At 59.9% G+C, this 25,458-nt stretch carries 25 protein-coding genes; 17 read left to right on the forward strand and 8 right to left on the reverse strand.

Annotated features, from left to right (window positions below):
* The first annotated feature begins 657 nt into the window (after positions 1 to 657).
* Positions 658 to 1,554: a response regulator transcription factor gene (locus ACZ9H3_RS01140; protein WP_476219076.1), complete on the forward strand. Its 897-nt coding sequence runs from the start codon at positions 658 to 660 to the stop codon at positions 1,552 to 1,554.
* Between the two features lie 40 nt (positions 1,555 to 1,594).
* Here the strand turns inward: ACZ9H3_RS01140 and ppnN are convergent, their stop codons facing one another.
* On the reverse strand, positions 1,595 to 2,968 hold the full coding sequence (gene ppnN, locus ACZ9H3_RS01145) for a nucleotide 5'-monophosphate nucleosidase PpnN (protein WP_065759528.1): 1,374 nt from the start codon (positions 2,966 to 2,968) through the stop codon (positions 1,595 to 1,597).
* A 468-nt stretch (positions 2,969 to 3,436) separates the two neighbouring features.
* Between ppnN and ACZ9H3_RS01150 the strand changes: the two genes are divergently transcribed.
* Both ACZ9H3_RS01150 and map read left to right on the forward strand, forming a co-directional pair.
* Positions 3,437 to 3,703: a ParD-like family protein gene (locus ACZ9H3_RS01150; protein ID WP_065759527.1), complete on the forward strand. Its 267-nt coding sequence runs from the start codon at positions 3,437 to 3,439 to the stop codon at positions 3,701 to 3,703.
* Entirely contained in the window at positions 3,700 to 4,476 is a 777-nt protein-coding gene (map, locus tag ACZ9H3_RS01155; RefSeq protein ID WP_476219079.1) for a type I methionyl aminopeptidase, read from the forward strand. The genes ACZ9H3_RS01150 and map overlap by 4 nt, the downstream gene beginning before the upstream one ends.
* Before the next feature lie 35 nt (positions 4,477 to 4,511).
* Here the strand turns inward: map and ftrA are convergent, their stop codons facing one another.
* Entirely contained in the window at positions 4,512 to 5,495 is a 984-nt protein-coding gene (gene ftrA, locus ACZ9H3_RS01160) for a transcriptional regulator FtrA (protein WP_476219081.1), read from the reverse strand.
* Between the two features lie 215 nt (positions 5,496 to 5,710).
* On the opposite strand from ftrA, the gene ACZ9H3_RS01165 reads away from it, so the two are divergent.
* A complete protein-coding gene (locus ACZ9H3_RS01165) occupies positions 5,711 to 6,700 on the forward strand; it encodes an aspartate-semialdehyde dehydrogenase (RefSeq protein WP_476219083.1) in 990 nt (329 codons plus the stop codon).
* Here the strand turns inward: ACZ9H3_RS01165 and ACZ9H3_RS01170 are convergent.
* Positions 6,697 to 7,044, reverse strand: a complete 348-nt coding sequence (locus ACZ9H3_RS01170) for a lysylphosphatidylglycerol synthase domain-containing protein (RefSeq protein ID WP_476219085.1) — start codon at positions 7,042 to 7,044, stop codon at positions 6,697 to 6,699. The genes ACZ9H3_RS01165 and ACZ9H3_RS01170 overlap by 4 nt on opposite strands.
* Before the next feature lie 12 nt (positions 7,045 to 7,056).
* A complete protein-coding gene (mgtA, locus tag ACZ9H3_RS01175; RefSeq protein ID WP_476219087.1) occupies positions 7,057 to 9,627 on the reverse strand; it encodes a magnesium-translocating P-type ATPase in 2,571 nt (856 codons plus the stop codon).
* 114 nt (positions 9,628 to 9,741) lie between these two features.
* On the opposite strand from mgtA, the gene ACZ9H3_RS01180 reads away from it, so the two are divergent.
* Positions 9,742 to 10,143, forward strand: coding sequence for a hypothetical protein (locus ACZ9H3_RS01180; RefSeq protein WP_065759522.1), 402 nt, complete (start codon positions 9,742 to 9,744; stop codon positions 10,141 to 10,143).
* A 113-nt stretch (positions 10,144 to 10,256) separates the two neighbouring features.
* Positions 10,257 to 12,050 carry a sensor domain-containing diguanylate cyclase gene (locus tag ACZ9H3_RS01185; protein ID WP_476219090.1) on the forward strand — a complete coding sequence of 598 codons (1,794 nt, stop codon included), beginning with the start codon at positions 10,257 to 10,259 and terminating at the stop codon, positions 12,048 to 12,050.
* A 35-nt stretch (positions 12,051 to 12,085) separates the two neighbouring features.
* On the opposite strand, the gene ACZ9H3_RS01190 is transcribed toward ACZ9H3_RS01185, so the two are convergent.
* Together ACZ9H3_RS01190 and ACZ9H3_RS01195 are read right to left on the reverse strand one after the other, a co-directional pair.
* On the reverse strand, positions 12,086 to 12,856 hold the full coding sequence (locus ACZ9H3_RS01190; protein WP_102052537.1) for a phytanoyl-CoA dioxygenase family protein: 771 nt from the start codon (positions 12,854 to 12,856) through the stop codon (positions 12,086 to 12,088).
* A 134-nt stretch (positions 12,857 to 12,990) separates the two neighbouring features.
* Positions 12,991 to 13,881 (reverse strand): helix-turn-helix domain-containing protein, encoded by an 891-nt coding sequence (locus ACZ9H3_RS01195; RefSeq protein WP_476219092.1) that lies wholly within the window; start codon positions 13,879 to 13,881, stop codon positions 12,991 to 12,993.
* Positions 13,882 to 14,180: 299 nt separating this feature from the next.
* Between ACZ9H3_RS01195 and ACZ9H3_RS01200 the strand changes: the two genes are divergently transcribed.
* From ACZ9H3_RS01200 to ACZ9H3_RS01245, 10 genes are all read left to right on the forward strand, one after another.
* Positions 14,181 to 15,014, forward strand: a complete 834-nt coding sequence (locus ACZ9H3_RS01200) for an SDR family NAD(P)-dependent oxidoreductase (protein WP_476219094.1) — start codon at positions 14,181 to 14,183, stop codon at positions 15,012 to 15,014.
* An 80-nt stretch (positions 15,015 to 15,094) separates the two neighbouring features.
* Positions 15,095 to 16,843: an FAD-dependent oxidoreductase gene (locus tag ACZ9H3_RS01205; RefSeq protein WP_476219096.1), complete on the forward strand. Its 1,749-nt coding sequence runs from the start codon at positions 15,095 to 15,097 to the stop codon at positions 16,841 to 16,843.
* A complete protein-coding gene (locus ACZ9H3_RS01210) occupies positions 16,843 to 17,175 on the forward strand; it encodes an NIPSNAP family protein (RefSeq protein WP_099774091.1) in 333 nt (110 codons plus the stop codon). Before ACZ9H3_RS01205 ends, ACZ9H3_RS01210 begins: the two co-directional genes overlap by 1 nt.
* Positions 17,176 to 17,271: 96 nt before the next feature.
* Positions 17,272 to 18,630: an MFS transporter gene (locus ACZ9H3_RS01215; protein ID WP_099776599.1), complete on the forward strand. Its 1,359-nt coding sequence runs from the start codon at positions 17,272 to 17,274 to the stop codon at positions 18,628 to 18,630.
* Between the two features lie 107 nt (positions 18,631 to 18,737).
* On the forward strand, positions 18,738 to 18,977 hold the full coding sequence (locus ACZ9H3_RS01220; RefSeq protein WP_065759514.1) for a Pathogenicity locus: 240 nt from the start codon (positions 18,738 to 18,740) through the stop codon (positions 18,975 to 18,977).
* A gap of 86 nt (positions 18,978 to 19,063) precedes the next feature.
* Complete coding sequence (locus tag ACZ9H3_RS01225) at positions 19,064 to 19,615, forward strand: hydrolase (RefSeq protein ID WP_099774092.1); 552 nt, start codon at positions 19,064 to 19,066, stop codon at positions 19,613 to 19,615.
* A 63-nt stretch (positions 19,616 to 19,678) separates the two neighbouring features.
* A complete protein-coding gene (locus ACZ9H3_RS01230; protein ID WP_476219099.1) occupies positions 19,679 to 20,173 on the forward strand; it encodes a DUF1543 domain-containing protein in 495 nt (164 codons plus the stop codon).
* Between the two features lie 83 nt (positions 20,174 to 20,256).
* On the forward strand, positions 20,257 to 20,931 hold the full coding sequence (locus ACZ9H3_RS01235; protein ID WP_476219100.1) for a hypothetical protein: 675 nt from the start codon (positions 20,257 to 20,259) through the stop codon (positions 20,929 to 20,931).
* Positions 20,932 to 20,960: 29 nt separating this feature from the next.
* Positions 20,961 to 22,043, forward strand: a complete 1,083-nt coding sequence (locus ACZ9H3_RS01240; protein WP_476219102.1) for a DUF1615 domain-containing protein — start codon at positions 20,961 to 20,963, stop codon at positions 22,041 to 22,043.
* Between the two features lie 105 nt (positions 22,044 to 22,148).
* Positions 22,149 to 22,595 (forward strand): hypothetical protein, encoded by a 447-nt coding sequence (locus tag ACZ9H3_RS01245; RefSeq protein WP_099774096.1) that lies wholly within the window; start codon positions 22,149 to 22,151, stop codon positions 22,593 to 22,595.
* A 51-nt stretch (positions 22,596 to 22,646) separates the two neighbouring features.
* On the opposite strand, the gene pbpG is transcribed toward ACZ9H3_RS01245, so the two are convergent.
* Complete coding sequence (pbpG, locus tag ACZ9H3_RS01250; protein ID WP_476219104.1) at positions 22,647 to 23,570, reverse strand: D-alanyl-D-alanine endopeptidase; 924 nt, start codon at positions 23,568 to 23,570, stop codon at positions 22,647 to 22,649.
* A 329-nt stretch (positions 23,571 to 23,899) separates the two neighbouring features.
* Between pbpG and ACZ9H3_RS01255 the strand changes: the two genes are divergently transcribed.
* Positions 23,900 to 24,745 (forward strand): shikimate 5-dehydrogenase, encoded by an 846-nt coding sequence (locus tag ACZ9H3_RS01255; RefSeq protein WP_476219106.1) that lies wholly within the window; start codon positions 23,900 to 23,902, stop codon positions 24,743 to 24,745.
* Between the two features lie 52 nt (positions 24,746 to 24,797).
* On the opposite strand, the gene ACZ9H3_RS01260 is transcribed toward ACZ9H3_RS01255, so the two are convergent.
* The gene (locus tag ACZ9H3_RS01260; RefSeq protein WP_102052533.1) at positions 24,798 to 25,442 is read right to left on the reverse strand and encodes a YceH family protein; all 645 of its coding nucleotides are present in this window, start codon (positions 25,440 to 25,442) and stop codon (positions 24,798 to 24,800) included.
* Between the last annotated feature and the right edge of the window lie 16 nt (positions 25,443 to 25,458).

The raw sequence follows: 25,458 nt of genomic DNA on the forward strand, positions 1-25,458 counted from the left end.
CGTTGCTGGTGGTGTAGGCCAAGGTGGTACGTAATGGTCTAAGCAGGGGTTTTGATATCAGGACTTGATCTGCTCATTGGCGTAACGCTGACGATACTATTCAAGAAGGAAAAAGCATTTCGCCAACGCCTGAAAGCAGCAAAAGGGTGCATGGAGTGTTGTTTTTTGACGTTTTGCTCTTGGTGTGCGCTATTTTCGCCATTTTGTTGACGTCAAGCGTTGCTGGTTCGTTCAGGCAGAGACCCTGACAGGCTATTGGTCAGGGCACAATGACGTGTTGTTTGGGAACAGTTTTAGTTGCGAAGTTCCAATGGGTTACCTGATGGAACAGGTGTCAGGAATACTGTCGGAGGTCCGCATTCATTATCGATGAATCAGGATATTTTGCTGTTGTTGCTACTGCTGGAGTGCTAATAATGGCACCGGGCTACTCAAGGAAGGGAAGGGTTCAAGATGTGCAATGGAGCTGATGTGAAAGTGCTGAGTGCATGGCAACGGATATATGTGAAAGACGAGCGAAATTTTTGTAATAACAATTCTAACGGTATAGAGCGCGATGATGAGTCTTTATCAGAATTGGATCCATCATACTTCTGGCCTGATGGCTAAATGGCTTGGGGCGAAAGAGTGGGTTAGTCCTATGGGCAGGCTAACGCCATGAGTGTCGAGGCGGCGAGAAAGCCGTACCTTTTATGGTTCGATCTCACCCACGATCATTCGACTGAAGCGCTGATGATGCAGTTTCAGCCAGCCTGTGAGTGTCGTCTGGCAGCCGGTAATTCCTTTTCCGAAAAGGACTACGAACCACAGCCGGACATGATCTGCATGCATTACGACCGTCCCGACATGCCAGGGCTCAACCTGCTGTTGGAGATCAAGCGCAAGGCGCCGTCCATACCGATCACCATGTTCACCGTGCAGCACTCTGAAGAGCTCGCGGTCTGGGCCATGCGCTCGCGGGTCTGGGAATACATGGTGCTTGCCCTCTCAAGCACCGAGATCAATCGTTTTCTGCATGCGTTGAGGCAACTGTGCGACGTACGTCGCCAGGCCGGGGCGAGCAACAAGGTATTGCAGATTGAGCACGGCCCATCGCTGCCGGACAGTATCCGGTTGACGGCGGAGCACCAGAAGCACCATGCCTTGCATGACGTGCAGTTGTACATTGACCAGCATTTTCGCGACAGCATCGACCAGAAAGTCCTGGCCAAGCGTTGCGGCATGACCACCTTTCGCTTCAGCCGCGTATTCAAGGAAGTGAATGGCCTGGGTTTCATGGAGTACATCCTTAGCAAGCGCATGGACTGCGCCAAGGAGCTGCTCCACAACAGCCAGATGCCCATTACCAGCATCGGCTACGAGGTTGGCTTCAAAGACCCATCCTACTTCGCCCGCGCCTTCAAGCAGTGCGCAGGATGTACGCCCAGTGAATACCGCCAGGCGTCTCAAAGCGGCCTGAAACCAGCGCCTGTACAAGAGCCGGAAGTGAAACAGGAAGCGTACGACGAACTGTCGGACGTCATCGGTAGCCTGTCGCTGAGTGCTGAGTGCTGAGTAGCGTTATCGCCGGCATTGCCGGCGATAACGCTGATGGTCAGGTCACGACCCGGTAGCACGGCTCATACGCCGCTCCGCCCGGCAGTTTCATCCTGTGTTGCTCGACGAAGGCCTTCAGCAGGCGGTCCAGCGGCTGCATGATTGCCGCGTCACCGTGGATTTCATACGGGCCGTGTTCTTCGATCAGACGAATGCCTTTGTCCTTCACGTTACCCGCGACGATGCCGGAGAAGGCGCGGCGCAGGTTGGCCGCCAGTTCGTGCGGCGGTATGTCACGGCTCAGTTTCAGGTTGGCCATGTTGGCGTGGGTTGGGTCGAACGGGCGTTGGAAGCCTTCGTCGATCTGCAGCAGCCAGTTGAAGTGGAAGGCGTCGTTGCGTTCGCGGCGGAACTGTTTGACGGTCTTCAAGCCTTCGGTCATTTGCCTCGCCACTTGGGCCGGGTCGTCGATGATGATCTGGTAGTGACGCTGTGCCGCTTCACCCAGGGTGGCGCCGACGAACGCATGCAGTTGATGCAGGTAGGCTTCGGCGCTCTTTGGCCCGGTGAGGATGACCGGGAATGGCAGGTCCTGGTTGTCCGGGTGCATGAGGATGCCGAGCAGGTAGAGGAACTCTTCGGCCGTGCCGGCGCCGCCCGGGAAAATGATGATGCCGTGTCCGACGCGGACGAAGGCCTCAAGGCGCTTCTCGATGTCCGGCAGGATCACCAGTTCGTTGACGATCGGGTTGGGGGCTTCCGCAGCGATGATGCCGGGCTCGGTCAGGCCCAGGTAGCGTCCGCTGTTCATGCGCTGCTTGGCATGGGCAATGGTGGCGCCTTTCATCGGGCCTTTCATCACGCCGGGGCCGCAGCCGGTGCAGATGTCCAGTTTGCGCAGGCCCAGCTCGTGGCCGACCTTCTTGGTGTACTGGTATTCCTCGGTGCTGATCGAGTGGCCGCCCCAGCACACGACCATTTTCGGTTCGAGCCCAGGGCGCAGAGTGCGGGCGTTGCGCAGCAGGTGAAAGACGTAGTCGGTGATGCCTTGGGAACTGCTCAAGTCGATGCGCAGGCTGTCCAGCTCGTTTTCGGTGTAGACGATGTCGCGCAGGGCGCTGAAGAGCATTTCGCGGGTGCTGGCAATCATTTCGCCGTCGACGAAGGCGCCGGCGGGTGCGTTGATCAGCTCCAGGCGCACGCCACGGTCCTGCTGGTGGATACGAACTTCGAAATCCTGGAAGGCGTCGAGAATGGTCTTGGCGTTATCGACGTGGGCGCCGGTGTTGAGGATGGCCAGGGTGCACTGGCGGAACAGTTGGTAGATGCTGCCCGAGCCGGCTTCGCTCAATTGCTGAACTTCGCGCTGGGACAGCGTTTCCAGGCTTCCTTTGGGACTTACCGACGCGTTGATTACATTTCTTGGGATCATTGTGTAATTCCTTTAAACGATGCCAACCTGCCTGGGGTGGCCTGTGGCATTCGGAGGGTTGACACCGAACGTCGCCGCACAGGGCAGGTACTTTTCAAGCGCTCGGGCGATAACGCAAACACGGCTCTCTGGTCCTCCGTCAAATGTGCGTTCAGGTTATGGCTGATACCTCGTCGGGCTGTTGCCAGTAACCTGAAAGCACTGTGTGTTCAGGCGGTTACATTACTAATGCCACATTTCGCTGGGGCCTGTCTTTGAAAAAATACGTGAAAGGTGTGTCCTGGTACGCCCGTGCCGGGTACTGCCCTTGACGCTGGGGCAGGAGGCAGGTTGCGTTTGTGCTGTGCAGCCGGGCTGAGGGGGAGGGGCGTCGATTTGAGCATAGGCCGTGGAGTGAGGAACATTGCAGAAATTGCCGTGCCTTTGTTAGTGTATGAAACGTATACGTTGCATATATGGAGCCTCATCGTGGGTATCGTCAAGATTTCAGAACAGATGCATGAAGACCTGCGCCTTGCCAGCAATGCACTGAGCCGCTCGATCAATGCGCAAGCCGAGCACTGGATGCGCATTGGCATGTTGGCCGAGCTGCACCCAGAACTGGATCACAGCGCAATCTGCCGCCTGCTGATTCGTGCCGAACAGGCGGGTGGCCTGCATTTGGGCCAGCTTTCTGCACTGGCCGCTGCTGCATCTGGCGCCCGCGTCAAAACCGCCGTGGAGGCTGGACAATGAGCAAGAAAATTACCCTCAAGACACCTGCCGAGATTGCCATGGCGCGTGTGGCCGGAACACTGGCTGCCGAGGTATTGGCGATGATTGCGCCGCACGTCAAACCGGGCGTGTCGACCAATGAGCTGGACCGCCTGTGCCATGACTACATTGTCAACGTACAGAAGGCCATACCGGCCAACGTCGGTTACCACGGCTTTCCGAAAACCATCTGTGCGTCGGTCAACCATGTGGTCTGCCACGGCATTCCCTCGGACAAGCCGCTGGAAGATGGCGATATCGTCAACATCGACATTGCAGTCATCAAGGACGGTTGGTTCGGTGATACCAGCCGCATGTATTTCGTCGGCAAGCCCCGGCCTGAAGCCGAACGTCTGGTCAGCACCACCTATGACGCAATGTACGCCGGCATTCGCGCCGTGCGCCCGGGCGCTACGCTGGGCGATGTCGGCCATGCCATCCAGCGCGTGGCCGAGCAGGCCGGCTACAGTGTCGTACGCGAGTACTGCGGGCACGGTATCGGCAAGGTCTATCACGACGAACCTCAAGTGCTGCACTACGGAATTCCAGGCCAGGGGCTGACGCTCAAGCCTGGCATGGTGTTTACCATCGAGCCGATGCTCAATGCTGGTAAACGGCATGTGCGCACCCTTGGCGATGGCTGGACGGTCATCACCACCGACCGCTCGTTGTCGGCGCAGTGGGAGCACATGGTTGCGGTGACCGAGAACGGCGTTGAGGTGCTGACGCCCTGGCCGGACGGTGCGCTGAGCTGACCGATCGTGCTCAGCTTCGCCCAGCATTGTGTTTGTCAGTGCGGCTGTTCTGTCTGCGCCCGAGGGTTGCCAAAGCGCTTGCGGTAGGTCGAGGGTGAAACACCCACGACGGTGCGGAACGCCACGCGAAAGCTTTCTACCGAAGCAAAACCACAGGCCTCGCTGATGTTGGCGATGTTCTGGCTCGTGCTCTCCAGCAGATCCCGGGCACGGGAGATGCGTTGCTGTTGTAACCAGGCTTTTGGCGCAAGGCCTGTGGTTTCCCTGAAGCGGCGCAGGAATGTGCGCTCGCTCATGGCTACCCGGCTTGCCATCTGACAGATGCTGATGGGCTCTTGCAGATGTTCCCGTGCCCATTGCAGCACTCGGGTCAATTCGTTGCGTGGCAGTGTGCTCACCGGTGTGGGAATGAACTGGGCTTGGCCGCCCGTACGCTGCGGCGCCATCACCAGGCGTCGGGCGACCGAGTTGGCCACATGGGTGCCGTGATCGCGAGTCACCAGGTGCAGGCAGGCGTCGATGCCTGCGGCACTGCCGGCTGAGGTGATCAGTTGCCCCGCATCTACGTAAAGCACATTCGGATCGACTTCAATCTTCGGAAAGCGTTGCGCCAGTTCATCGGCGAACTGCCAGTGAGTGGTTGCGCGTTTGCCGTCCAGCAAGCCAGTGGCGGCCAGCACGAACACGCCCGAGCAGATCGACAGCAGCCGTGCCCCGCGTCCGTGAGCCTGGCGCAAGGCTTCCAGCAGTGGCGCTGGTGGCAGATCGTGACGGCTGCGCCAGCCTGGAACAATGATGGTCCGCGCACTGTCGAGCAGCTCCAGACCTGCGTCAGCAATGATGCGAATGCCACCCATGGCATGCATGGGGCCGTCATCTACCGCGACAACCTGATGTCGATACCATGGGATGTTCAGTTCCGGACGGGACAGTCCAAAGATCTCCACCGCGATACCGAACTCGAAGGTACACAGCCCTTCATACGCCAGGATGGCGACAATGCCAGGTGGAGAATGCATTTGGCGAAAAGTTTCCGGTTGTTGTCGGTTTCCGCACTGTAGCCGAGTCCGTTGCCTCCCTACAATCCGTGCCCTGGAACATGCTCCGTAGCGTTGATCACCAAGGGTTTCGCGTAACGGAATTGCGTTGCATCAGGTCATCAATTGCGCACGGTATGACGTCTTTTTCCATGCGTCGCTCGTTGGTGCCTGGTCCTTTCATTCAAGGAATCGACATGAAGAGAATTGCCGTGGTTGGCTGTACCGGTGCTGTGGGCATGACGATGCTTGAGTTGCTGCAAAACACCGCTTTTGAGGTGGTGTGCATGGCGTCGTCACGCTCGGTGGGCAAGCCTCTGCAGGTTGGCCAACAGCAGTACCGAATCGAGCCGTTTTCTGTAGCCGCCTGTGCTGCTTGTGACATTGTCTTTCTTTGTGTCTCAGGAGCGTTTGCCCTTGAGCACGGGCCGACGCTGGCGAAGGCGTCCATTGTCATCGACAACTCTTCTGCGTTTCGCTATCACGCTGAGGTCCCCTTGCTGGTGCCGCCAATCAACGGTGGGCGTTATGCCGGGGAGCGTTTGATCGCCAATCCCAATTGCTCCTCGGCCATTGCCCTGATGGTGCTTGGGCCTTTGCACCAGGCTTTTGGCATGGAGAGCGCAATCATTTCGACCTACCAGGCGGCCAGCGGCGCAGGGCAGCCGGCGATGCTCGAGTTGCGCGAGCGGGCGCGTCGCTTCAGTGATTACGGACAAGACAACAGCAGCGAGAACTTTGCCCATAACCTGGCATTCAACGTCATACCGCAGGTCGACGTTTTTGAAGAAAACGGTTACACCCGTGAAGAGATGAAGGTGGTATGGGAGCTGCGCAAGGTGCTCAACGAACCGCAGTTAGCCATCAGCACCACGGCAGTACGAGTACCGACACTGCGCTCGCATGCCGAAAGCCTGAGCCTGAAGTTTCGCCAGCCGATCCGCTCGCTCAGTGATGTGAGGAAAATGCTGGCTGAGGCTTCCGGGGTCGAGGTGGTGGACGACCCTCTGCAGGGGCGTTACCCGATGCCGATGACGTCTACCTACAAGCACGCTGTAGAAGTGGGGCGTATTCGTTACAACCTGATCTATGGCAAATACGGCCTGGACCTGTTTATCAGTGGCGATCAGTTGTTACGTGGCGCCGCGCTGAACGCATTTGAAATCATGCAGCAGGTGATGGATTAGCGCAGCGCGCTACGCGATACCAGTATGCCCGGCAGCATCGGCGCCCAGAAACTCAGGCCGCGAAACAGCAGCGTCGCGGAGAGTGCCACCGGCAGTGCAATGCCCGCCCAATGCAGGGCACTGACCGCGCCGCCTTCAAATACGCCCAGCCCGCCGGGGGTTATGCCGATACTGCGCAACAGGCTGGCCAGCATGAAGGCGGCATACACGCCGCTCCAGTCGGCCACGCCCCCTGCAAGTGATGCGGCTCCCAAAAGCCAGGCACTCCACAGCACACCACGCGAACGCATACTGCGCATGGCCGAGGACGAGCGGCTGTTGTGCGGGTTGTCAGGGCTGCTCATGTGTCACGCTGGCTAGATCAATGGGCGAGCAGGGCGAGGCCTGGCTTTTGCTCGTTGTATGTAGTGGTAGAAAAAGCGTTTGGCCAGTTCGACCATCATCAGATAGACCAGCACCATGGACCCGAGAATGGCGTAGAAGGCAGGAGGCAGCGGTACGAAGCCGAAATAGTGGTTCAAGGGCGAGTAGGGCAGCACCAGTGCCAGTGCGACGACCGTCAGCGAGGTCACGGTGAGTACCGGGTTGGCGCGGCTCTTGAGGGGGTTGCCACGGGTGCGGATGATAAAGATCACCAAGACCTGGGTGCACAGCGACTCAACAAACCAGCCGGTCTGGAACAGCCCTTCATTGGCCTTTAGAACCTGCAGCATGACGTAGAAGGTCAGGAAGTCGAACAGTGAGCTGATCGGCCCGATGATCAGCATGAAGTTGCGGATAAAGGCCAGGTCCAGCACCTGTGGGTGGCGCATGTCCTCGGTGTCGACCTTGTCCAGTGGGATCGGCACCTCGGAAATGTCGTAAAGGATGTTGTTGAGCAGGATCTGTGTCGGCAACATCGGAAGAAACGGCAGAAACAGCGCTGCGCCGGCCATGCTGAACATGTTGCCGAAGTTTGAGCTGGTGCCCATCATGATGTACTTGAGGATATTGCCGAAGGTACGCCGACCTTCCAGTACCCCGGACAGCAGCACATGCAGGTCTGGCTTGAGCAGGATGATGTCAGCGGCTTCCTTGGCAACATCGACCGCCGAGTCCACCGAGATGCCGACATCGGCCGCGTGCAACGATGGCGCGTCGTTGATACCGTCGCCCAGGTAGCCGACGACATGACCCCGGGCGCGCAGTGCCAGCAGCACGCGTTCTTTCTGCCCGGGATTGACCCGGCAGAACAGGTTGGCGGTTTCGACACGGGCACGCAGGGCATGGTCGTCCAGCAGTGCGATTTCCTTGCCAGTCAGCAGGCCGGTCACGGGAATGTTCAACTGCTCGCAGACATGCTGTGTGACCAGGTCGCTGTCGCCGGTCACAATCTTGATCGACACACCCACTCTGGCCAATGCAGACAGCGCTGCACCTGCGCTGGCTTTCGGTGGGTCGATAAAGGCGCAAAAGCCGACCAGTATCAACTGCGCCTCATCGCCTACGACGGCATGGGCATGGGTTTGCTCTACCGTACGCCAGGCGATCCCCAGCACCCGCAGGCCTTCCTGTTCCAACGCGTGATACTGGGTGTGAATCGCTAGCCGGTCGGCCTCGCTCATGGTGCGGGCCTGGGCATCGGGGCCGCTTTCATAGTGGGTGCACAGTCCGATCACGTCGTCCGGTGCGCCTTTGACCAGCAGCCATCGCTCCTGGCCGTTGTCGATCAGTACGGAGACACGTCGACGCTCAAAGTCGAAGGGCACCTCATCAACCTTGCTCCAGGTGCCCGGGTCGAAGTGGCTGGTGGCAAGAATGGCCTCATCGAGCGGGCTTTTCAGCCCGGTTTCAAAGTGGCTGTTGAAATAAGCCAGCATCAACGGGCGGTCGCTAGGCTGGCCCAGTGGGTCGACATGCCGCTCCAGGTGGATGACCGCTTCGGTCAAGGTGCCGGTCTTGTCGGTGCACAGGACGTCCATCGAACCCAGGTCCTGGATCGCCGAGAGGCGTTTGACGATCATGTCCTTGCTCGCCATGCGCAGTGCGCCGCGTGAAAGCGTCACTGACACCACCATGGGTAGCAGCTCAGGGGTCAGGCCGACGGCTAATGCGACCGCGAAAATGAACGATTCCAGAAGGGGTTTGTGCAGCGCGACATTGACCAGCAGCACGAACAACACCATCAGCACCGTCAGGCGCATGATCAGCAAACCGAAGTGGCGTGTGCCCAGCTCAAACGCAGTGGGCGCAGACTGGCGGGAGACGCTGTCGGCAATGGCGCCGATGGCTGTTTGCGCCCCCGTTTTGACCAGCCATACCGTGGCGCTCCCGCTGATGACCGAGGTGCCCATAAATACCGCATTGCTCGCGTCGGCCAGTTCTGTGGCCGACGCTGGTGGCAGCTGCGCGTGCTTTTCAACAGGGTAGGGTTCGCCGGTCAACAAGGCCTGCTTCACGAAAAAGTCGCGGGCCTCGATCACCCGGGCATCTGCGGGAATCAGATCGCCGGCGCTAAGTTCCACGACATCCCCCGGTACAACCTCGGTTACCGCGATCTCCTGTGTCGTGCCATCACGACGCACGCGGGTACGTACCGCAACGGTATGGCGCAATTTCTCGGCGGCGGCATTGGCGCGGTATTCCTGAACAAAGTCCAGCGTCACGCTAAGCATGACGATGCAGCTGATGATGACGAAATTCACCACCTCGCCGCTCAGGGCCGAGATGGCGCTGGCGGCCAGCAGAATGATCACCAGCGGGTTGCTGAAGCGGCTCAGGTACTGACGCAGGATCGACCGCTGCTGTGTGCTGACAAAAGCATTGGGGCCGAATTGCGCCAGGCGGCGTTTTGCTTCGGCAGCTGAAAGCCCTGAGGTGAAGGTCGAACTGGCCTCAGTTGGAATCGGCTCCAGCCACCATGCTGTGCTTGGCGCACTATTCGCCATGTCAGTGCCCTCTGTCATGAACCGGGTCGCCGTCAGTGTAGTTCGCGTGAGCAGGGTGGCGTCCGATCAGGTGTCATAGGCAAAGCCAGCTGCGCATGGCTATGATTGAACGCCATGACAGCCTCTTTTCCGATCCGCCAACCCTGTCCACCCGGTGCCTGCGACTGTGACCGCGAACAGTTGCTGGACAGCCCTGGTGCCGATCAGCGCATCCTGCTCCTGACCCGCCAGGAGGAGAAGCGCCTGCTCGAGCGCCTGGAAAACCTTGAAAGCCTCGCTGACCTTGAGCGAATGAAGCGGCGCATGCATGAACAACTGGGCATCCGTCTGGATATTGCCCCGGGCTTCAATGAAGTGCGTACCATGCGCGGCATCGGTATTCATATCGGTGCGCAAACCGGGTTGTGCCGTAAGACTCGTCAATCGATTCCTGCCGCTATCCGCCGGGCATTGGAGCGTCGACCCGAGATTGCCTATGAGTTGCTCAATGCCCACGACCTTCTGCGTGATGCTTGAGGTGCCCGTGGGTCACTGAATTGGCTCGGCAAGACGTGCAAGCAAAAAGCCATTCCTTTGGATATGCGGTATAAATTGTGCTCGCCGTTTCGGCAGTATCGACAGAGCTGAACATGCTGAGTCATCTGAAATCCCAAGCGCTTGGCCTGTGCAGACCCGCAAATGCGCCAGGTACGTTGCCGGACAAGCGTTTTGACAGTCTTCTACGTATTGCCCGCGGCCATTTTGGGGTTGTCGATGCCTTGTTCCTGCCTGAAGCGGTAAGCGAGTTGTGGGCGGATACGCATGAGGGCAGGGCGCTGTCAGGGCTGCCTGATGTGTTTTCCTTGGGTCGATACTTTTCCGCGCATGATGAGGTGTTGGTCATCCCTGATACCCTTGCAGACGGGCGTTTTCGCAGGCCATTGCACGATACCTGCAACCGGCCGGTGCGTTTTCTGGCCGGCTGCCGGGTCATCACCCCTGCGGCAGAGTCGGTTGGTTTTTTTTGCCTGCTTAATGATGCCCCTCGGGACATGACTGAAGAGGACCAGGCATTTCTGCGCGACCTGGCCCGTTTGGCTGCCGAGATCATCGAACGTGATGGCACACAGGCCCGCCTGGAAGAAGAGGTCAACACCCTGCGTGAAGGCGAGCGCCGCATGACGCTGGCGATCGCCGGTAGCGGAACCGGTATTTGGGATCGTGACATTCAGGCCGGTGAAATCTATTACTCCGCGGGCTGGAAGGCCATTCTGGGCTATACCGATGCCGAGATTTCCAATCGTATTGAAGACAGTTACACGCGTATCCACCCGGATGACGTCGATTACGTAAGGGCTGCCATTCGCGCGCACTTTGACCAACAGACAGCAAACTACGAAGTCGAACACCGTATTCGCTGCAAGGATGGCCGCTACAAATGGATTTCCAGTCGGGGCCGGGTGGTCAGCCGCGACGCGGACGGTACACCGCTACGAATGATCGGAACCACCACTGACATTTCAGCCATCCGTGGCATGTCGGAGCGGTTGCAGCAGACGGTCGACCTGCTCACCAACCTGACCAATGAAGTGCCCGGGCTGGTCTTCCAGTACCAACGCACGCCCGCAGGCGACTCGTCGTTCTCTTATGCCAGTGCCGGTATTCAGGACATGTATGAGCTGACGCCGGAGCAGGTCGCCACCAACGATGCGCCCGTCAATCGGCTCATTCATCCCGATGACCTTCCGGGTTACCGGATGTCGTTTGATGTGTCGGCGGCAAGCCTGACACCGTGGCATTTCGAGTACCGCGTCTGGTTGCCCCGGCAAGGCTTGCGCTGGCGCCAAGGTGATGCCCGGCCTGTTCGGCTGGTGGATGGCAGCACCCTCTGGCACGGATTCATCACCGATATTACCGAGCGTAAGCGGATCGAGGCAGAGCTTCATGAGTTCGCCACCGTGGACTTTCTTACCCAACTGCCCAACCGCCGGCATTTCATGATGCAGATCGAGGCTGAGTTGATGAAGGTGCAACGTGCCCTCGACCGTCACTCAGCCGTGTTGATGTGTGACCTTGATCATTTCAAATTGATCAACGATCAATGGGGGCATGCTGTCGGCGATCAGGCGCTCAGGCATTTTGCAGCCATCGTGCGGGATCAGCTCAGCGAATGGGACCTGGTGGGCCGCGTGGGGGGTGAAGAATTCGCCGTAGTGCTGAGTGGCAAGGACATCGCACAGGCGAGCGCTTTTGCTCAGCTATTGCAGCAGCGTATTACCGAGGTCCCATTGCGGGTTGGCGACCAGCGCATCCCTCTGACCGTCAGCGTGGGGGTTTCGGCCATCATGGCCAGTGACGCCAGTGCTGATGCTGCGCTGTCGCGGAGCGATGAGGCGTTGTACCGGGCGAAGAAAAACGGCCGCAATCGTATCGAGTGCTATTGATCGATGCGCGGGTTGCACAGGTAAACGCCAGCGGCTCAGTCGTACTCGGCTTCTTCATGTTCGCCCAGCAGGCGCCGTTGCCGTGGTGTGGCCGCGTCCACGACTGCAGGGTTGAAGCGCCAGTACAGGTAGGGTGAAAACTTCTGGGCCACCATGCGTCGGCCATAATGCACCTGCAGCAGGTAGCGGGTGCGGTCGAGGGTGCGGTTGTCGCTGCCCGCGTGCCACAGCTCGCTGCGAAACATCAGCACGTCCCCGGCCTCGCACAGCACCGGCTGTGCCGGTTGGCCTTGCCACTCATTTTCACCTGCTGCCGGTGGTCGCCCGGCGCGGTGGCTTCCTGGTATTACTCGTGTGGGGCTGAGGTCGGCATCGATCGTGTCCAGGTAGAGGTGTGCGGTACAGATCTGCATTGGCAACTCGAACGCAGGGTCGGCCAGCAGGCTTTGCGGCAGGGCCATGGCCAGGTAGTCCAGGTGCAGTGCAGCGCCGATGAAGCCAGGATGGCAGCGCCAGGCAGTCTGGCCAATGATGTGACAGTCCTCGCCCAATGCTGCTTCGGCCAGTTCGATAACCCCGCTCAGGTCGAGAAACGGCAACCACAGTGGGTCGCGGTTGAACACGCATTTGTAATGTTCAAGCAGGCCGCTGTAATCCCAGTGTTGGGGCTTGAGATGATCGATTGCAGCACGCAGGGTGGCGATTTGCGCAGCGTTCAGCACGCCGGGCAGCAGTACGAAGCCGTCTCGGTGCAAGGCTGCCAGGCGGCTGGCGGTCTGTGTGGACAAGCGATCGATGGTGGCCATGGCGCGTCCCCATGTAGCGCGGAAAGTACCCCTTCATACTGGCACCCTGCGCGGTGCTGCGCCAGGCGCATCCACACTACACTGAGATGACCGTTGATTCAGAACGATGGGCGCTGTGAGCGTGGCAGGGGGCATCACGGCCTTGTCGGTGTCTGCGCCTGGCTGCGGAACTCTCTGGGGCTGGACTGGACGTGTTTGCGGAAGAACCTGCTGAAATACCCGACATCGGTGAAGCCCAGGCCGTGTGCGATCTGCTTCACGCTCTGACTGGAGTGGGCCAGTTCGCGTTTGGCTTCGAGCACCAACCGAGCATTGATTACGGTCATTGGTGTCATCCCCAGTTGCTCCTGGCACAGTCGACCGAGGGTAGCCGCGGTGACGCCGAGTTCATCGGCGTAATCGTTTAGCGAGCGATGCTGGCGAAAATGCACGTCTACCAGCTCACGAAAGCTGGTCACTTGCTGGCTGCGACGGTTGTTGGCGGTTGCGGGTGAAGGATCGCCTACCGCGCTGAAACGCATGAACTGGATCACCAGGGCCAGCAGCAGCGACATGCTGCAGGCGACATGCTCGCGGGCGCGATTGTGGTACTCCTCGTACAAGGCCAGGCACAGCGGGAGGAGTGGGTCTTGCGCTGGTGACCAGTGCGGGATGGCTATCACCTGTGGTTTGAGCAGTTGCGGTAACAGCGTCGGGCATAGCATGCGGGTGATGCTCTCCAACGGGTGTTGCACGGCCGTTATAACATGCCCCTCGACCGCCCCGGCCCAAGAGAAACCATGCACGATCTGCGTGGGGATGAACAGTATGCAGGGGGCCTGGACGCTGACTTTGACATTGTCCAGCAGGACTTCACCGGCGCCGCTCTGCAGGTAGAGGATCTGCAGCAGACCCTCGTGGCGATGCGCTGAGATTTCCCAGTCGTGGGCGCCGGAGCGCTTGGAAATCGACTCCACATGCAAGGATTCATGCCATGCCGGCTGAGGTGATTCACCGTAGAGGGCGTAGTTGGGGATCTTGTTCATTGTTGTTATGAGTACTCTCGACCGTCAGGTCCTCGGTACTTTTACCCTAACCAACCTTCAGGGCATCAGGCAACTCTGTCTGCCAGGTGCAGCATCAGGCCGGGTGCGGGTGCGCAATTGTCGAAAAAGTCTGGTTGGTTGTGGGTTTTGTCCATTCTGACCAAGCACCTGATGCCCCTATGCTCTGGCTCACGTGAAGGAGCTGCCTGGCTTCCCTTTCGCGTCAGTCGCGGCCCGGTGCCGCGTAACGATGGCGGCTTGCTGCGCCGCCGCGCCTTCGAGACATGCTGGAGAGCGTCATGAATAACAATAATCAAGCGAGCAACTGGTTGGGCCTGGAGTCCGCCGTCTGTGTGATCACCGGCGCTGCCGGCGGCATAGGCGCGGCCATCGCCAGTGCATTGGTGGAACAACAGGCCCAGGTGGTGTTGCTCGATCGCGATGCCGACGGCTGCCAGGCTCTGGCGGCCTCGTTGTCCGAAACGTCTGCCACTGAGGTGGAGGCTCTGAACTGCGATATCGCCGACTCGCAGAGTGTGCAGCGTGCCGCCGACTGGGTCAGCGAGCGCTTTGGGCGTTGTGACGTGCTGATCAACAATGCCAGTGTGCTGCAACCCGGCAGCCTTGCAGACATCAGCCTGGCGAGCTGGAATCGGTTGCTGGAGGTCAACCTCACCGGTTACCTGTTGTGCTCCCAGGCGTTCGGGCGGCTGATGCTGGCCAATCAGGCGGGTAGCCTCGTGCATATCTCCTCGATCGCTGCTCATTTTCCGCAGACCCACAGTGGAGCCTACAGTGCAGCGAAGGCCGGGGTGAGTATGCTTTCACGGCAGCTTGCCGCCGAGTGGGGGCCGCAGGGTATTCGCAGTAATGCGATCTGCCCAGGGCTGATTCACACGCCGCTGTCTGCAGCGTTCTATGCCGATCCCAAGGTCGAGCAGCAGCGTAAGGCGATGACGGCCAATCAGCGTATTGGCCAGCCCAGCGATATTGCCAATGCCGCGCTGTTTCTCGCCAGCCCACGGGCTAACTATGTCAATGCTACCGAGCTGACCGTCGACGGCGGCCTTGAAAGCATGTTGATGGCGTTGATTCCGCGTCCCGGTTACGAATCCCCGGCCACCCGCCGCTAGCCCAGTCGAGCCTGCAACGTTGCGCACCTCAGTGCGCGGCGGGCGCTTGCCTGCGGGACATGAACACGGAGATAACGACAATGACACGAATGAGTTCGACGGCGACACAGACCTGCGATGTGCTGGTGATCGGCGCGGGTGCGGGTGGCCTGGCCACTGCGATTGTCGCCAAGAAACAGGGCCTGGATGTGATCGTAGTGGAGAAGGAGGCCTTCTTCGGCGGCACCACGGCGTTTTCCGGTGGTGTGTTGTGGGTACCTTGTAACCCGCAGGCCAGTGCCAGTGGTATTCAGGATAGCCGCGAAGCTGCGCGGACTTACCTGCGCAATGAAACCGGCGATTATTTTGACGCCGAGGCGGTTGACGCCTTCCTCGACAATGCACCGGCCATGGTGTCGTTTTTCGAGCGTGAGACGGCCGTCAAATTCGTGCCGACGCTGTACCCGGACTATCACCCTGACGTGGCTGGAGGGGTCGATATCGGTCGTTCGATCCTGGCCGCGCCTTTTGATATCCGTCAGCTTGGGGCCGACATGGCCAGATTGCGTCCGCCGCTGAAGACCATCACGTTCATTGGCATGATGTTTAATTCCTCGAACGCCGACCTGAAGCATTTTTTCAATGCCACCAAGTCGCTGACCTCGTTCATCTATGTGGCCAGGCGTCTGGCAACGCACATCAAAGAGCTGCTGTTGTACCGTCGCGGCATCAACGTCACCAGCGGCAACGCCCTGGCGGCGCGTCTGGCCAAGTCCGCGCTGGACTTGGGTATACCCATCCATACACAGACTGCTGCGCGCCAACTGTTGCAGGAGCGGGGGCGGGTGAGTGGCGCGCTGCTTAACAGCGTGCACGGTGAGTGGCGTATTGATGCGCGGTGTGGGGTGGTGCTGGCTGGCGGTGGCTTTTCGCATGACCTGCAGCGCCTCAAGCAGGCCTACCCTCACGTCAAACGTGGCAGCGAGCACTTTTCGCCAGTACCAAGTGGCAACACTGGCGATGGTGCGCGCATGGCCGAAGCGGTCGGTGGCCAGCTTGAGATTCGCTTCAAGGATGCCGCCGCCTGGATGCCCGTGTCCAAGGTACCTATGGGCGATGGCAGGTTCACCGCGTTCCCGCACCTGCTCGATCGCTACAAGCCTGGGGTCATCGGTGTGCTGCGCAACGGTCAGCGCTTTACCAACGAGTCCAATTCCTACCATGACGTCGGTGCCGCGCTCATACGCGCCTGTGCAGGCGAGCATGAAACGGCCATGTGGTTGGTCTGTGATGCTCACGCCATGGCCAAGTATGGCCTCGGTTATGCCAAACCTGCGCCGATGCCACTTGGCTCTCTACTGCGCAATGGCTACCTGCTCAAGGGGGACAGCCTGGCTGAATTGGCCCGCCAGGCGGGTATCGAAGCTGCTGGGCTGGAGCAGACGGTGAGGCAGTACAACCTCGGCGCGGAACAGGGCGAAGACCGCGAGTTCGGCCGCGGCAGCACCTGCTTCAACCGCTACCTGGCGGACCCACAGCATCAGCCGAATCCGTGCGTGGCGCCGATCGGTAAAGGTCCGTACTACGCGGTGAAGGTCATCATGGGTGACCTCGGTACGTTTGACGGGATCAAGACCAGCGTTGTGGGTGAAGTGCTCAACGAGACAGGCGCAGCCATTCCCGGGCTGTATGCCGTCGGCAATGACCGCGCGAGCATCATGGGCGGCAACTACCCGGGCGCAGGCATTACCTTGGGGCCGATCATGACCTTTGGCTACATCACCGCTCAGCACCTGGCGCAGAGCTTCAGGCCGCAGGCGGACAAACCCTCACAACAGGAGGTTGCATGATGAACCACAAAGCCATCGTCGATCACCGCATCTACACCATCAAGCCTCGCGGTATGGCCGAGTTCATCGAGGTATTCGAACGTCTGGCCATGCCTGTTCTGCTCAAACACCTGGGGGCACCTCTGGCGTTCTACAGCAGTTGCATCGGGCCGCTTAATCAAGTGGTGCATCTATGGGGTTATGACAGCCTGGATGACTTCGAGAAACGTAGTGCGGCGCGTGACCGTGACGAGACGTTCGCGGCTTATCTACAGGCATCGGCGCACCTGATCGTGGCTCAGGAGACACGCATCATCAAGCCCGTGCATTTCCAGAGCCTCAACCTGTTGTAACCAGGCCAACAATGCCGTGCGAATCGCTTCAACAATAAAAAAGCGGGTGCCGCAGCATGGCTGTCGAGCACCCCTACAAAAATAGAGGTGAACGTGGTGGATAAAGTTCAAGCAATAGACGTGCGTGAATTGATCAACAACCGGCCCGTCGGGGCTTATCAAAAGTGGGTGGTTTTTCTTGGCTTCCTGATCATCGCCCTGGATGGCTTTGATGTGGCGATCATGGGGTTTATCGCCCCACAATTGAAAATGGACTGGGGCCTCAGTCATCAGGACCTGGGCCCGGTACTGAGTGCCGCGCTGATTGGTCTGGCATTGGGGGCGCTGGTGGCCGGGCCTTTGGCTGATCGCTATGGGCGCAAGATTGTGCTGGTGGTGAGCGTGTTCTTCTTCGGTCTATGGACACTGGCCACGGCCTTTTCCCCTGACCTGACCAGCATGGTGATCCTGCGCTTTCTGACGGGGCTCGGGTTGGGTGCAGCGATGCCCAATGCCTGTACGCTGGTTTCCGAGTTTGCCCCGGATCGCAAGCGCTCGTTCATGATTACCCTGGCGTTCTGCGGCTTCTCCTTTGGCGCTGCCGCAGGGGGCTTTGTCTCTGCCTGGATGATTCCCAACTTCGGCTGGCAAAGCATGCTTGTACTCGGCGGTGTCGCGCCGTTGCTGGTGGCACCGCTGCTGTTCTTCAAGCTGCCAGAATCGGTGACGTTCCTGGTGATCAAGCAGGCACCACAGGCGCACATTCGTCGCATTGTCGACAAACTGGCGCCTGGCGTAGCCAGCGCCAGCTCAACCTTCTGCCTGCCGAAGGCTGCGATCGTGAATGCCAGTGCTCCACAGATCGTACTGTCGGCACAGTACCGCTTCAGTACCCTGATGTTATGGAGCGGTTACTTTCTCGGTCTGTTTCTGGTCTACCTGTTCAGCAGTTGGTTGCCGACGCTGGTCAAGGAGGGTGGCGGTTACAGCGTGGCCGACGCAGCCATCGTTACGGCGATGTTCCAGATCGGCGGCCCCGTGGGTTCCCTTGTGCTGGGTTGGGCGATGGACCGCTGGAGCAAATACGGGGTGTTGATCTTCAACTATCTGGCCGGCGGCCTGGTGATTTTCGCCATCGGTCAGACCATGCAGCACTTTGCGTTGATGTGCGCCGCAGCGTGGATGGCGGGGTTCTGCTTCAACGGCGGCAGTGTTGGCCAGAACGCCCTGGCCGCGTCGATCTACCCGACTGAAGCGCGCGCAACCGGCGCCAGCTGGATGAGTGGTGTGGGTCGCTTTGGTGCCATCCTCAGTGCCTTTGCCGGGGCGCAGATGCTTAGCCTGGGCTGGTCGTTCGCGCAGGTGTTCAGCGTACTGGCGATTCCGGCGTTGCTGACGGCCTTGACTACCTATGCTCAGGGGCGGCGCGCAGCGGCTCTGGCCCGGCCCGGGGCTGTGCGACTGTCGCCCCTCTGAAACGATGCTGTCACTGGCTGTTCAGCCACTGGTGCAGGCACCTTGGAGACGCTTAGACTTGTGGTTTACTGCGCAGCCATCGGCTGCGCACTCACAGGGAGGTGAATATGGCGTTTCCACACGATGAGCGCGCTGCGCTGCTGGATGTAAAGGGGGTTGGCCCCACCGTGGTCGACCGGTTGGAGCAGTTGGGTTTTAACTCGCTGGCTCAGCTGAGCGAGGCCAACGCGCTGGATATCGTTACCCAGGCGGCGGCATTGGTGGGTTCCAGTTGCTGGAAGAACAGCCCGCAGGCGCGAGCGGCGATCGCAGCGGCGATAGCCCGGGCGAAGGCAGTGCAGGGCTGAGCGGTTTGCGCTGCTTGCGGGCAGGCATTGACGACGCAACGCACCTGCGCGAGGCTTGCGGTCATATTGGACAGAGGGTTCACACGATGTTGATCGACGCCACCCAGGCCACGCTGCTGGTCATCGATGTTCAGGAAAAACTCATTGGCGCGGTGACTGACCCGGCGGGCACCGTGGCCCGTACCCGCTGGTTGCTGGCTGCCACCGGTGAACTTGGCTTGCCGGTGGTGTTCTCCGAGCAGTACCCCAAAGGCCTGGGCTCGACGCTGGCGGCACTCAAGGAGGCGGCACGCAATGCCGAGGTGGTCGAGAAACTGCATTTTTCCTGCGTGGCCGCCAACTGCCTGCCGGCCAGCCTGCTCGCCCGTGATCAGGTCATTGTCTGCGGTATGGAGACCCATATCTGCGTACTGCAAACCGTCCTGCACCTGTGCGAGGCGGGTAAGCAGGTGTTTGTCGTCGAGGATGCCTGCGACTGCCGTAGCCCACTGAGCCAGGCTGCCGGTGTGCAGCGTATGCGTGATGCCGGGGCGCAGATCGTCACCCGTGAAATGGTGCTGTTCGAGTTGCTGGGCAGCGCCGGTCACGAGCAGTTCCGGCACATCAGTAAAACCTACCTGGTGGGCGAGCAGCCCTGAAACCGAGGCCCTTGCGTTGCAGGTGTCGCCTATAGCACCTGCCATTCTCGAGTAGGGAACGCCATGTTGTTTGTTGTCATGCTGGGGGGCAAGCACCCCGGCGCCAAGATCGAAGTCCACGATGTGGTTTTCGCTGTTGCCCCAAGCCTGGAGGCGGCTTATCCGCAATTGCGCGAGCAGTGGTTCGGCAGCCCCAAGGGCTTGCATATCGACTCCTGGCTTGAGGTTGATGGGGCTGAGGGGTATGTGTTGCGCTGGTCCGACCTGCAGCCAGCTGCGGGTGATCCACGCTTGTACTTCATCAACCTTGGGGGGTATGAGCCGGGCAGTTTTGGCGAGGCTCATCGCTACCTGCTGGTGGTCGCGTGCAGTCCGGCGGAGGCCAGGCTCAAAGGCAAATTGCAGATGGACCGAGACTGGCTCAAGCCGCATACCGATGCCGTGCTGGATGTCGATGACTGTATTGCGATTGATCAGGTGGGGGGACGCTACGTGCAGTTGGTCGCGGGCGAACATGCACCCATTGCGCAGTTCAGCGATTACATCATTCTCTCCTGACGTGCCTGTGAGGTATGGCTGTGGCCTATTGATCTGAATTAGAGTGCGCGTTTTTCCACCCTCGATTTCTACAGGATGTTCCGATGAACACGCGTGCCCTCGTTCCCTTTTGCTCGACCCTGGCGTTGAGCAGCGTTGCGCTGTTGGCCCAGGCACAGGCCCAGGCAACGGTGGCTCAGGTCTTCAATGGCGAGATGCTGGGCAGCAGCCTGGGCTATTTTGAATCGGTTGCAGGTGTTGCCCAGGCTTCGGATGGCGATACCCACAGCTACCGCGTGCAAGGGTGCGAGGTTACCGCAACGGCAGCGGGCGGGAAGGTCAGTGCATTGCGCCTGGCGTTGTCGCCTACCTGCAAGGCTGACTTGAGCAGCTTTATCGGTACTTTTGCTCCGCCGGGCAATGAACCGTTGACGTTCGGTGCGCTTAACCGCTCTACAGGTGGCCCGATGGCGTTTTATGCAGACTGCCTGGACCTGTGTGGTAACGCCTATGATCCGTCGGTCTATGCCCTTTGGGAGGGGCCACATGCGGTCAACTTCACGCAAGTGATGCTGGAAGTGGTATTGGCGGGTGATCAGGCGGTCAACGCGGCCTACAACTGGCGTGACGCGATCAGCAAGGCCAAGGGGGACGACTTCGTGGTCGATACCCGCTTCAACTGCGAGCGTACGTTCGACCCGGCGGCGATGCATCATTTCCAGGGTGTGGAGGTGACGGCCGTGACCATTGGTAGTGGGCTGAGCACGCCCGGCTGCTGAAACCACGGCGGTATCCTTGCGGGTGGTCCATGACTTCACTTCGATTGCTGTTGTGCCTTGCTGTGTTGCTCGTGCTGGCCGGTTGCGCCTCACCGCGCACCACCCAGCCTGCCAGCCCTGCCGAGTTGCGGGCTCAGATCGCTCGCCTGTTGCCGGCCAACCTCGCCGATCGCCAGGGTTGGGCGAAGGATATTCAAGTTGCCTTTACCCACCAGGGCATTGCCGCAACCCGCGACAACCTGTGTGCTGCGCTGGCGGTCACTGAACAGGAGTCCACCTTCCAGGCCGACCCCAGCGTGCCAGGTCTGGGGCGCATCGCCCGTGAAGAAATCGACCGTCGTGCCGCCAGGCTGCATGTCCCGCAGTTTCTGGTCAATGCGGCGCTCAATACCCGTTCACCGGGTGGCAAGAGCTACAGCGAGCGCCTGGAAACGGTGCGCAGCGAGCGGCAGTTGAGTGCAATCTTCGATGACCTGATCAGCACCGTGCCCATGGGGCGCACACTGCTTGGCGGTCTCAATCCGGTGCGCACCGGCGGGCCGATGCAGGTGAGCATCGCCTTTGCCGAACGCCATGCCAAGGGTTACCCCTACACGTACACCGGCACGATCCGACAGGAAGTGTTCAGTCGCCGTGGTGGGCTGTATTTCGGGATTGCTCATTTGCTCGCTTATCCGGCGAACTATGATCGGCAACTGTACCGTTTCGCTGATTTCAATGCCGGTTGGTACGCCAGCCGTAATGCGGCGTTTCAGCATGCCGTCAGCCGGGCATCAGGTGTCAGTCTGGCGCTCGATGGCGACCTGATCGCCCCGGGTGCGATTCTGCCGGGAGCGACAGAGCGGGCCGTGAGGCAGTTGGGTGATGCGCTGGGCATGCGCAACCCAGCGATCCGCAGTCAGTTGGAGGAAGGCGACAGCCTGGCATTTGAAAGTACTCGTCTTTATCGACGCGTGTATGCCCTTGCCGAGCAGCACGAGGGCAAGCCACTACCCCGTGCGCTGCTCCCGGGGATTGTGCTGGAAAGCCCGAAGATTACCCGCACGCTGACCACCGCCTGGTTTGCCAACCGGGTCGAAGCGCGTTACCAGCGTTGCATGCAGCGTGGTTAGGGGGACCACCGCCAGTGTTGGTACGGGCAAAGCCAGGCGGGCTAAAGGTTTGACCAGTGCGGTCGATAGGCTGACTAACGTAAATACCATCAGGACGATAAGCACATGGTCGGAATCAATACGCTGGCGGCCGGCATCAGCATCAACGGCAGCCCAAGTGCAACCAATGTCAATGGCGTCAGTATCAATGGCGCGGCGCCTGCCGAGGCGACAGCTACAAGCGGCGTCAAGGCCGACCTTTCCCAGGTGCGGGAGAATGGCGAGGCCAAGGCCAGTGGTGCCAGCACAAGCGACAGTGAGCCAGCACACATCAAGCAGTTGCGTGAGCAGATAGAGCGGCTACAAAAGCAGTTGGCCGAACAGCAGAAGCAATTGCAGAAAGCGATGGCCAGTAAGCAGGAGGAGACAGCCAAGGCGGCTGCGGTGATGGCCGCCCAAAGCGCCGTTTCAAGCACCATGGCCGCTATTCAGGTCGCGACCAGTGCCTTGCTCGAAGCCCTGACCACCAGCGGAGGCAGCAGTTCGGGTTCGCTGGTCAGTACCAGCGCCTGATACTGGCCTTGGGGCCTGCCATGTACAACACCAGGCAGGCCCTGTAACCCTTCAGTCGGCGACTGGCCGGTTCTGGGTCCGCTCTGACTTGTAGCGCATCGCCACGGCTGGCGCTGCGCTTGCCTTGCCGGTTTCCATCCACTGGCGCAGGCGGCTGGCGTCGGCAAAGTGGGTGTATTTGCCAAAGGCGTCGAGAATGACCATGGCCACTTGCCGGTCAGCCATGCGCGTCAGCAGCACCAGGCAATGCCCCGCCTCATTGGTGAAGCCGGTCTTGGTCAGCTTGATGTCCCAATCACTCTTGTTGACCAAGTGGTCGGTGTTACGAAAGCCCAAGGTGTAGTTGGGTTTGCGGAACGCCACGGTCTTCTCGCGTGTGGTGCTCAACTCGCTCAGCATCGGGTAGTTGCGCGCGGCCAGCAGCAGCTTGCTCAGGTCGCGTGCGGTCGACACGTTGTACATCGACAACCCGGTCGGTTCGACATACCGCGTGTGGGTCATGCCCAGTGCGCGGGCTTTGCTGTTCATGGCCTTGATGAACGCATCGTAGCCGCCGGGGTAGTGGTGCGCCAAGGTTGCCGCCGCGCGGTTTTCCGAGGACATCAGGGTAATGAGCAGCATCTCTCGACGGTTCAGCTCACTGCCGAGTTTGACCCTGGAAAAGACGCCCTTCATTTCCTTGGTCTGCGCAATCGTGACGGGGATCACCTCGTCCATGCGCTGCTTGGCGTCGAGGACTACCATCGCGGTCATCAACTTGGTGACCGATGCGATCGGGCGCACGACGTCGGCCTTGTTGGCGTACAGCACCTGGTTGGTCTGCACGTCGATCAACAGAGCACTGCCGGATGCCAGGCGCAGCTTGGAAGGGTCACGTTGAACTTGCGCGGGTGGTTGGGCAACAGCATTCGACGAGACTGCGGCGGTACCTGTGAGCAATAGCAGCAGACTTAAAATCGAAAGAGAGGTTTTCACGTTGGCGCTCACTAAATGTTGGTATGTCGTTGGCTGTGCAAAGGTTTTCGGTAAAAAACCGTTACATTTTAGGAGTATGGCTCAGGGGCTGTCGATTGCCCCGGAATCATTAGGCCAAAAATGAAACAAATTTAACCTTGTACCATGCGTGTACCTATCAGCCGCGTCTCCAGCTTCCCGACTTCCGACCAACCTGCTGATGAGCTGAGTCAGCGTGCGTAGGTAGAGCGTAGTACGGAGGCAGGCGATCTGAAGGGTTTGGCGACATGAGGCACGTTGCCTGTTCACGCTTGGCATACTGTGCCTTCAGCGCATTTCAGGAGATCCGCATGACCCCCAGTAAAGACACCGTCTTGTGCATGTCTCTGGCAGGCCGTCCTGGCACCTTTGGCGTACGTTTTCACAACCACCTGTATCAGCAGTTGGGGCTGGATTATTACTACAAGGCCATGACCACCACCGATCTGCCCGCAGCCATCGGCGGGATCCGTGCCCTGGGCATTCGCGGTTGCGGTGTGTCGATGCCCTACAAGGAGGCCTGTATTGCCTTGATCGACGAGCTGGACCCATCGGCTGCGGCCATTGACTCAGTCAACACCCTGGTCAATACGGCTGGGCACTTGAAAGGCTACAACACCGACTATCTGGCAGTACGCCAACTGCTGGCGCGCCATCGTCTGGACCCGGACATGAGCTTTGCCTTGCGTGGCAGTGGGGGCATGGCCAAAGCTGTGGCCTGTGCGTTGCGTGATGCCGGCTTCGCCAATGGCACCCTGGTCGCGCGCAACGAAGCAGCGGGGCGGCGACTGGCGCAGGTGTGCGGGTATGGCTGGCAAGCCGAGCTTGGTAACCTGCGTGCACAGTTGCTGGTCAATGTGACGCCGATTGGCATGGCCGGTGGCGATGAGGCGGATCAGTTGGCGTTCGCGCCCGAGGCGATAGCGGCTGCACAGTGGGTGTTCGATGTGGTGGCGATGCCGGAGCAGACACCGTTGATCGTGCAGGCACAGGCGCTGGGCAAGCCGGTGATCACTGGTCTGGACGTGATTGCGCTGCAAGCACTGGAACAGTTCGTGCTGTACACCGGGGTAAGGCCAACGGACGAGCAGGTCGCCGCGGCAGTGGCGTACGCACGAATGCCATCGCCAGTGTTGGCGGCGCCTGCAGCGTTGTAGGCGTATTGTCGGGAGCCTGCCGTTGTCGGCCCGGCCACCCAGGCCGTGTGTGTTACTCCAGCTGCGCCAGGCGCTCTTCCAGCGCGGCGATACGGGCTTCCAGCGCTTCGATACGTTCCAGCGACACCGCGCTGGCGGTCGAGCGTTCCGGCCCTTGCTGCCGTGCTGCGAGGATGGCTTCGATGTCTTCCGGATCGCCGAATGCATGGGTGTACCGGTCTTCCCGCTGGCCGGCCTGGCGCGGCAGGTGCAGCGCAAAACCGCGTGCAATCAGGCGTTCAAGTTGATGCACGACCTGCTCGGCATCGTCAAAGTCGTGCATGCGGTTGCTGCGGGTCAGCAGCTCGTTGACGGTCTGCGGGCCGCGCAGAAACATCAGGCCAAGCAACGTCACTTGTGCCGGAACCAGCTCCAGGGCCTTGTCGATACGGTGTTCCCAGCGGTCGGCGCGGCTGCCCATCTGCAGGCGGGTCATGCCTTGGCTTTCCAGGGCGCGCAGGCTCTGGCCGACTTGGCCTTGACTCAGGTTCATCACCGGCTCACGGCTGGTTTTCTGGTTGCAGGCCAGCACCAGGGCGTTGAGGGTCAGTGGGTAGGTTTCGGGGTTGGTGGCCTGTTTCTCGATCAGCGAGCCGAGAATACGGACTTCGGTGCTGGTGAAGCGGGCAGGGGAAGCGGTTTCGTGTTCGGCGGACATGGCCCTGTCTCTATTC

Source organism: Pseudomonas sp. TE3910, from assembly GCF_056279025.1.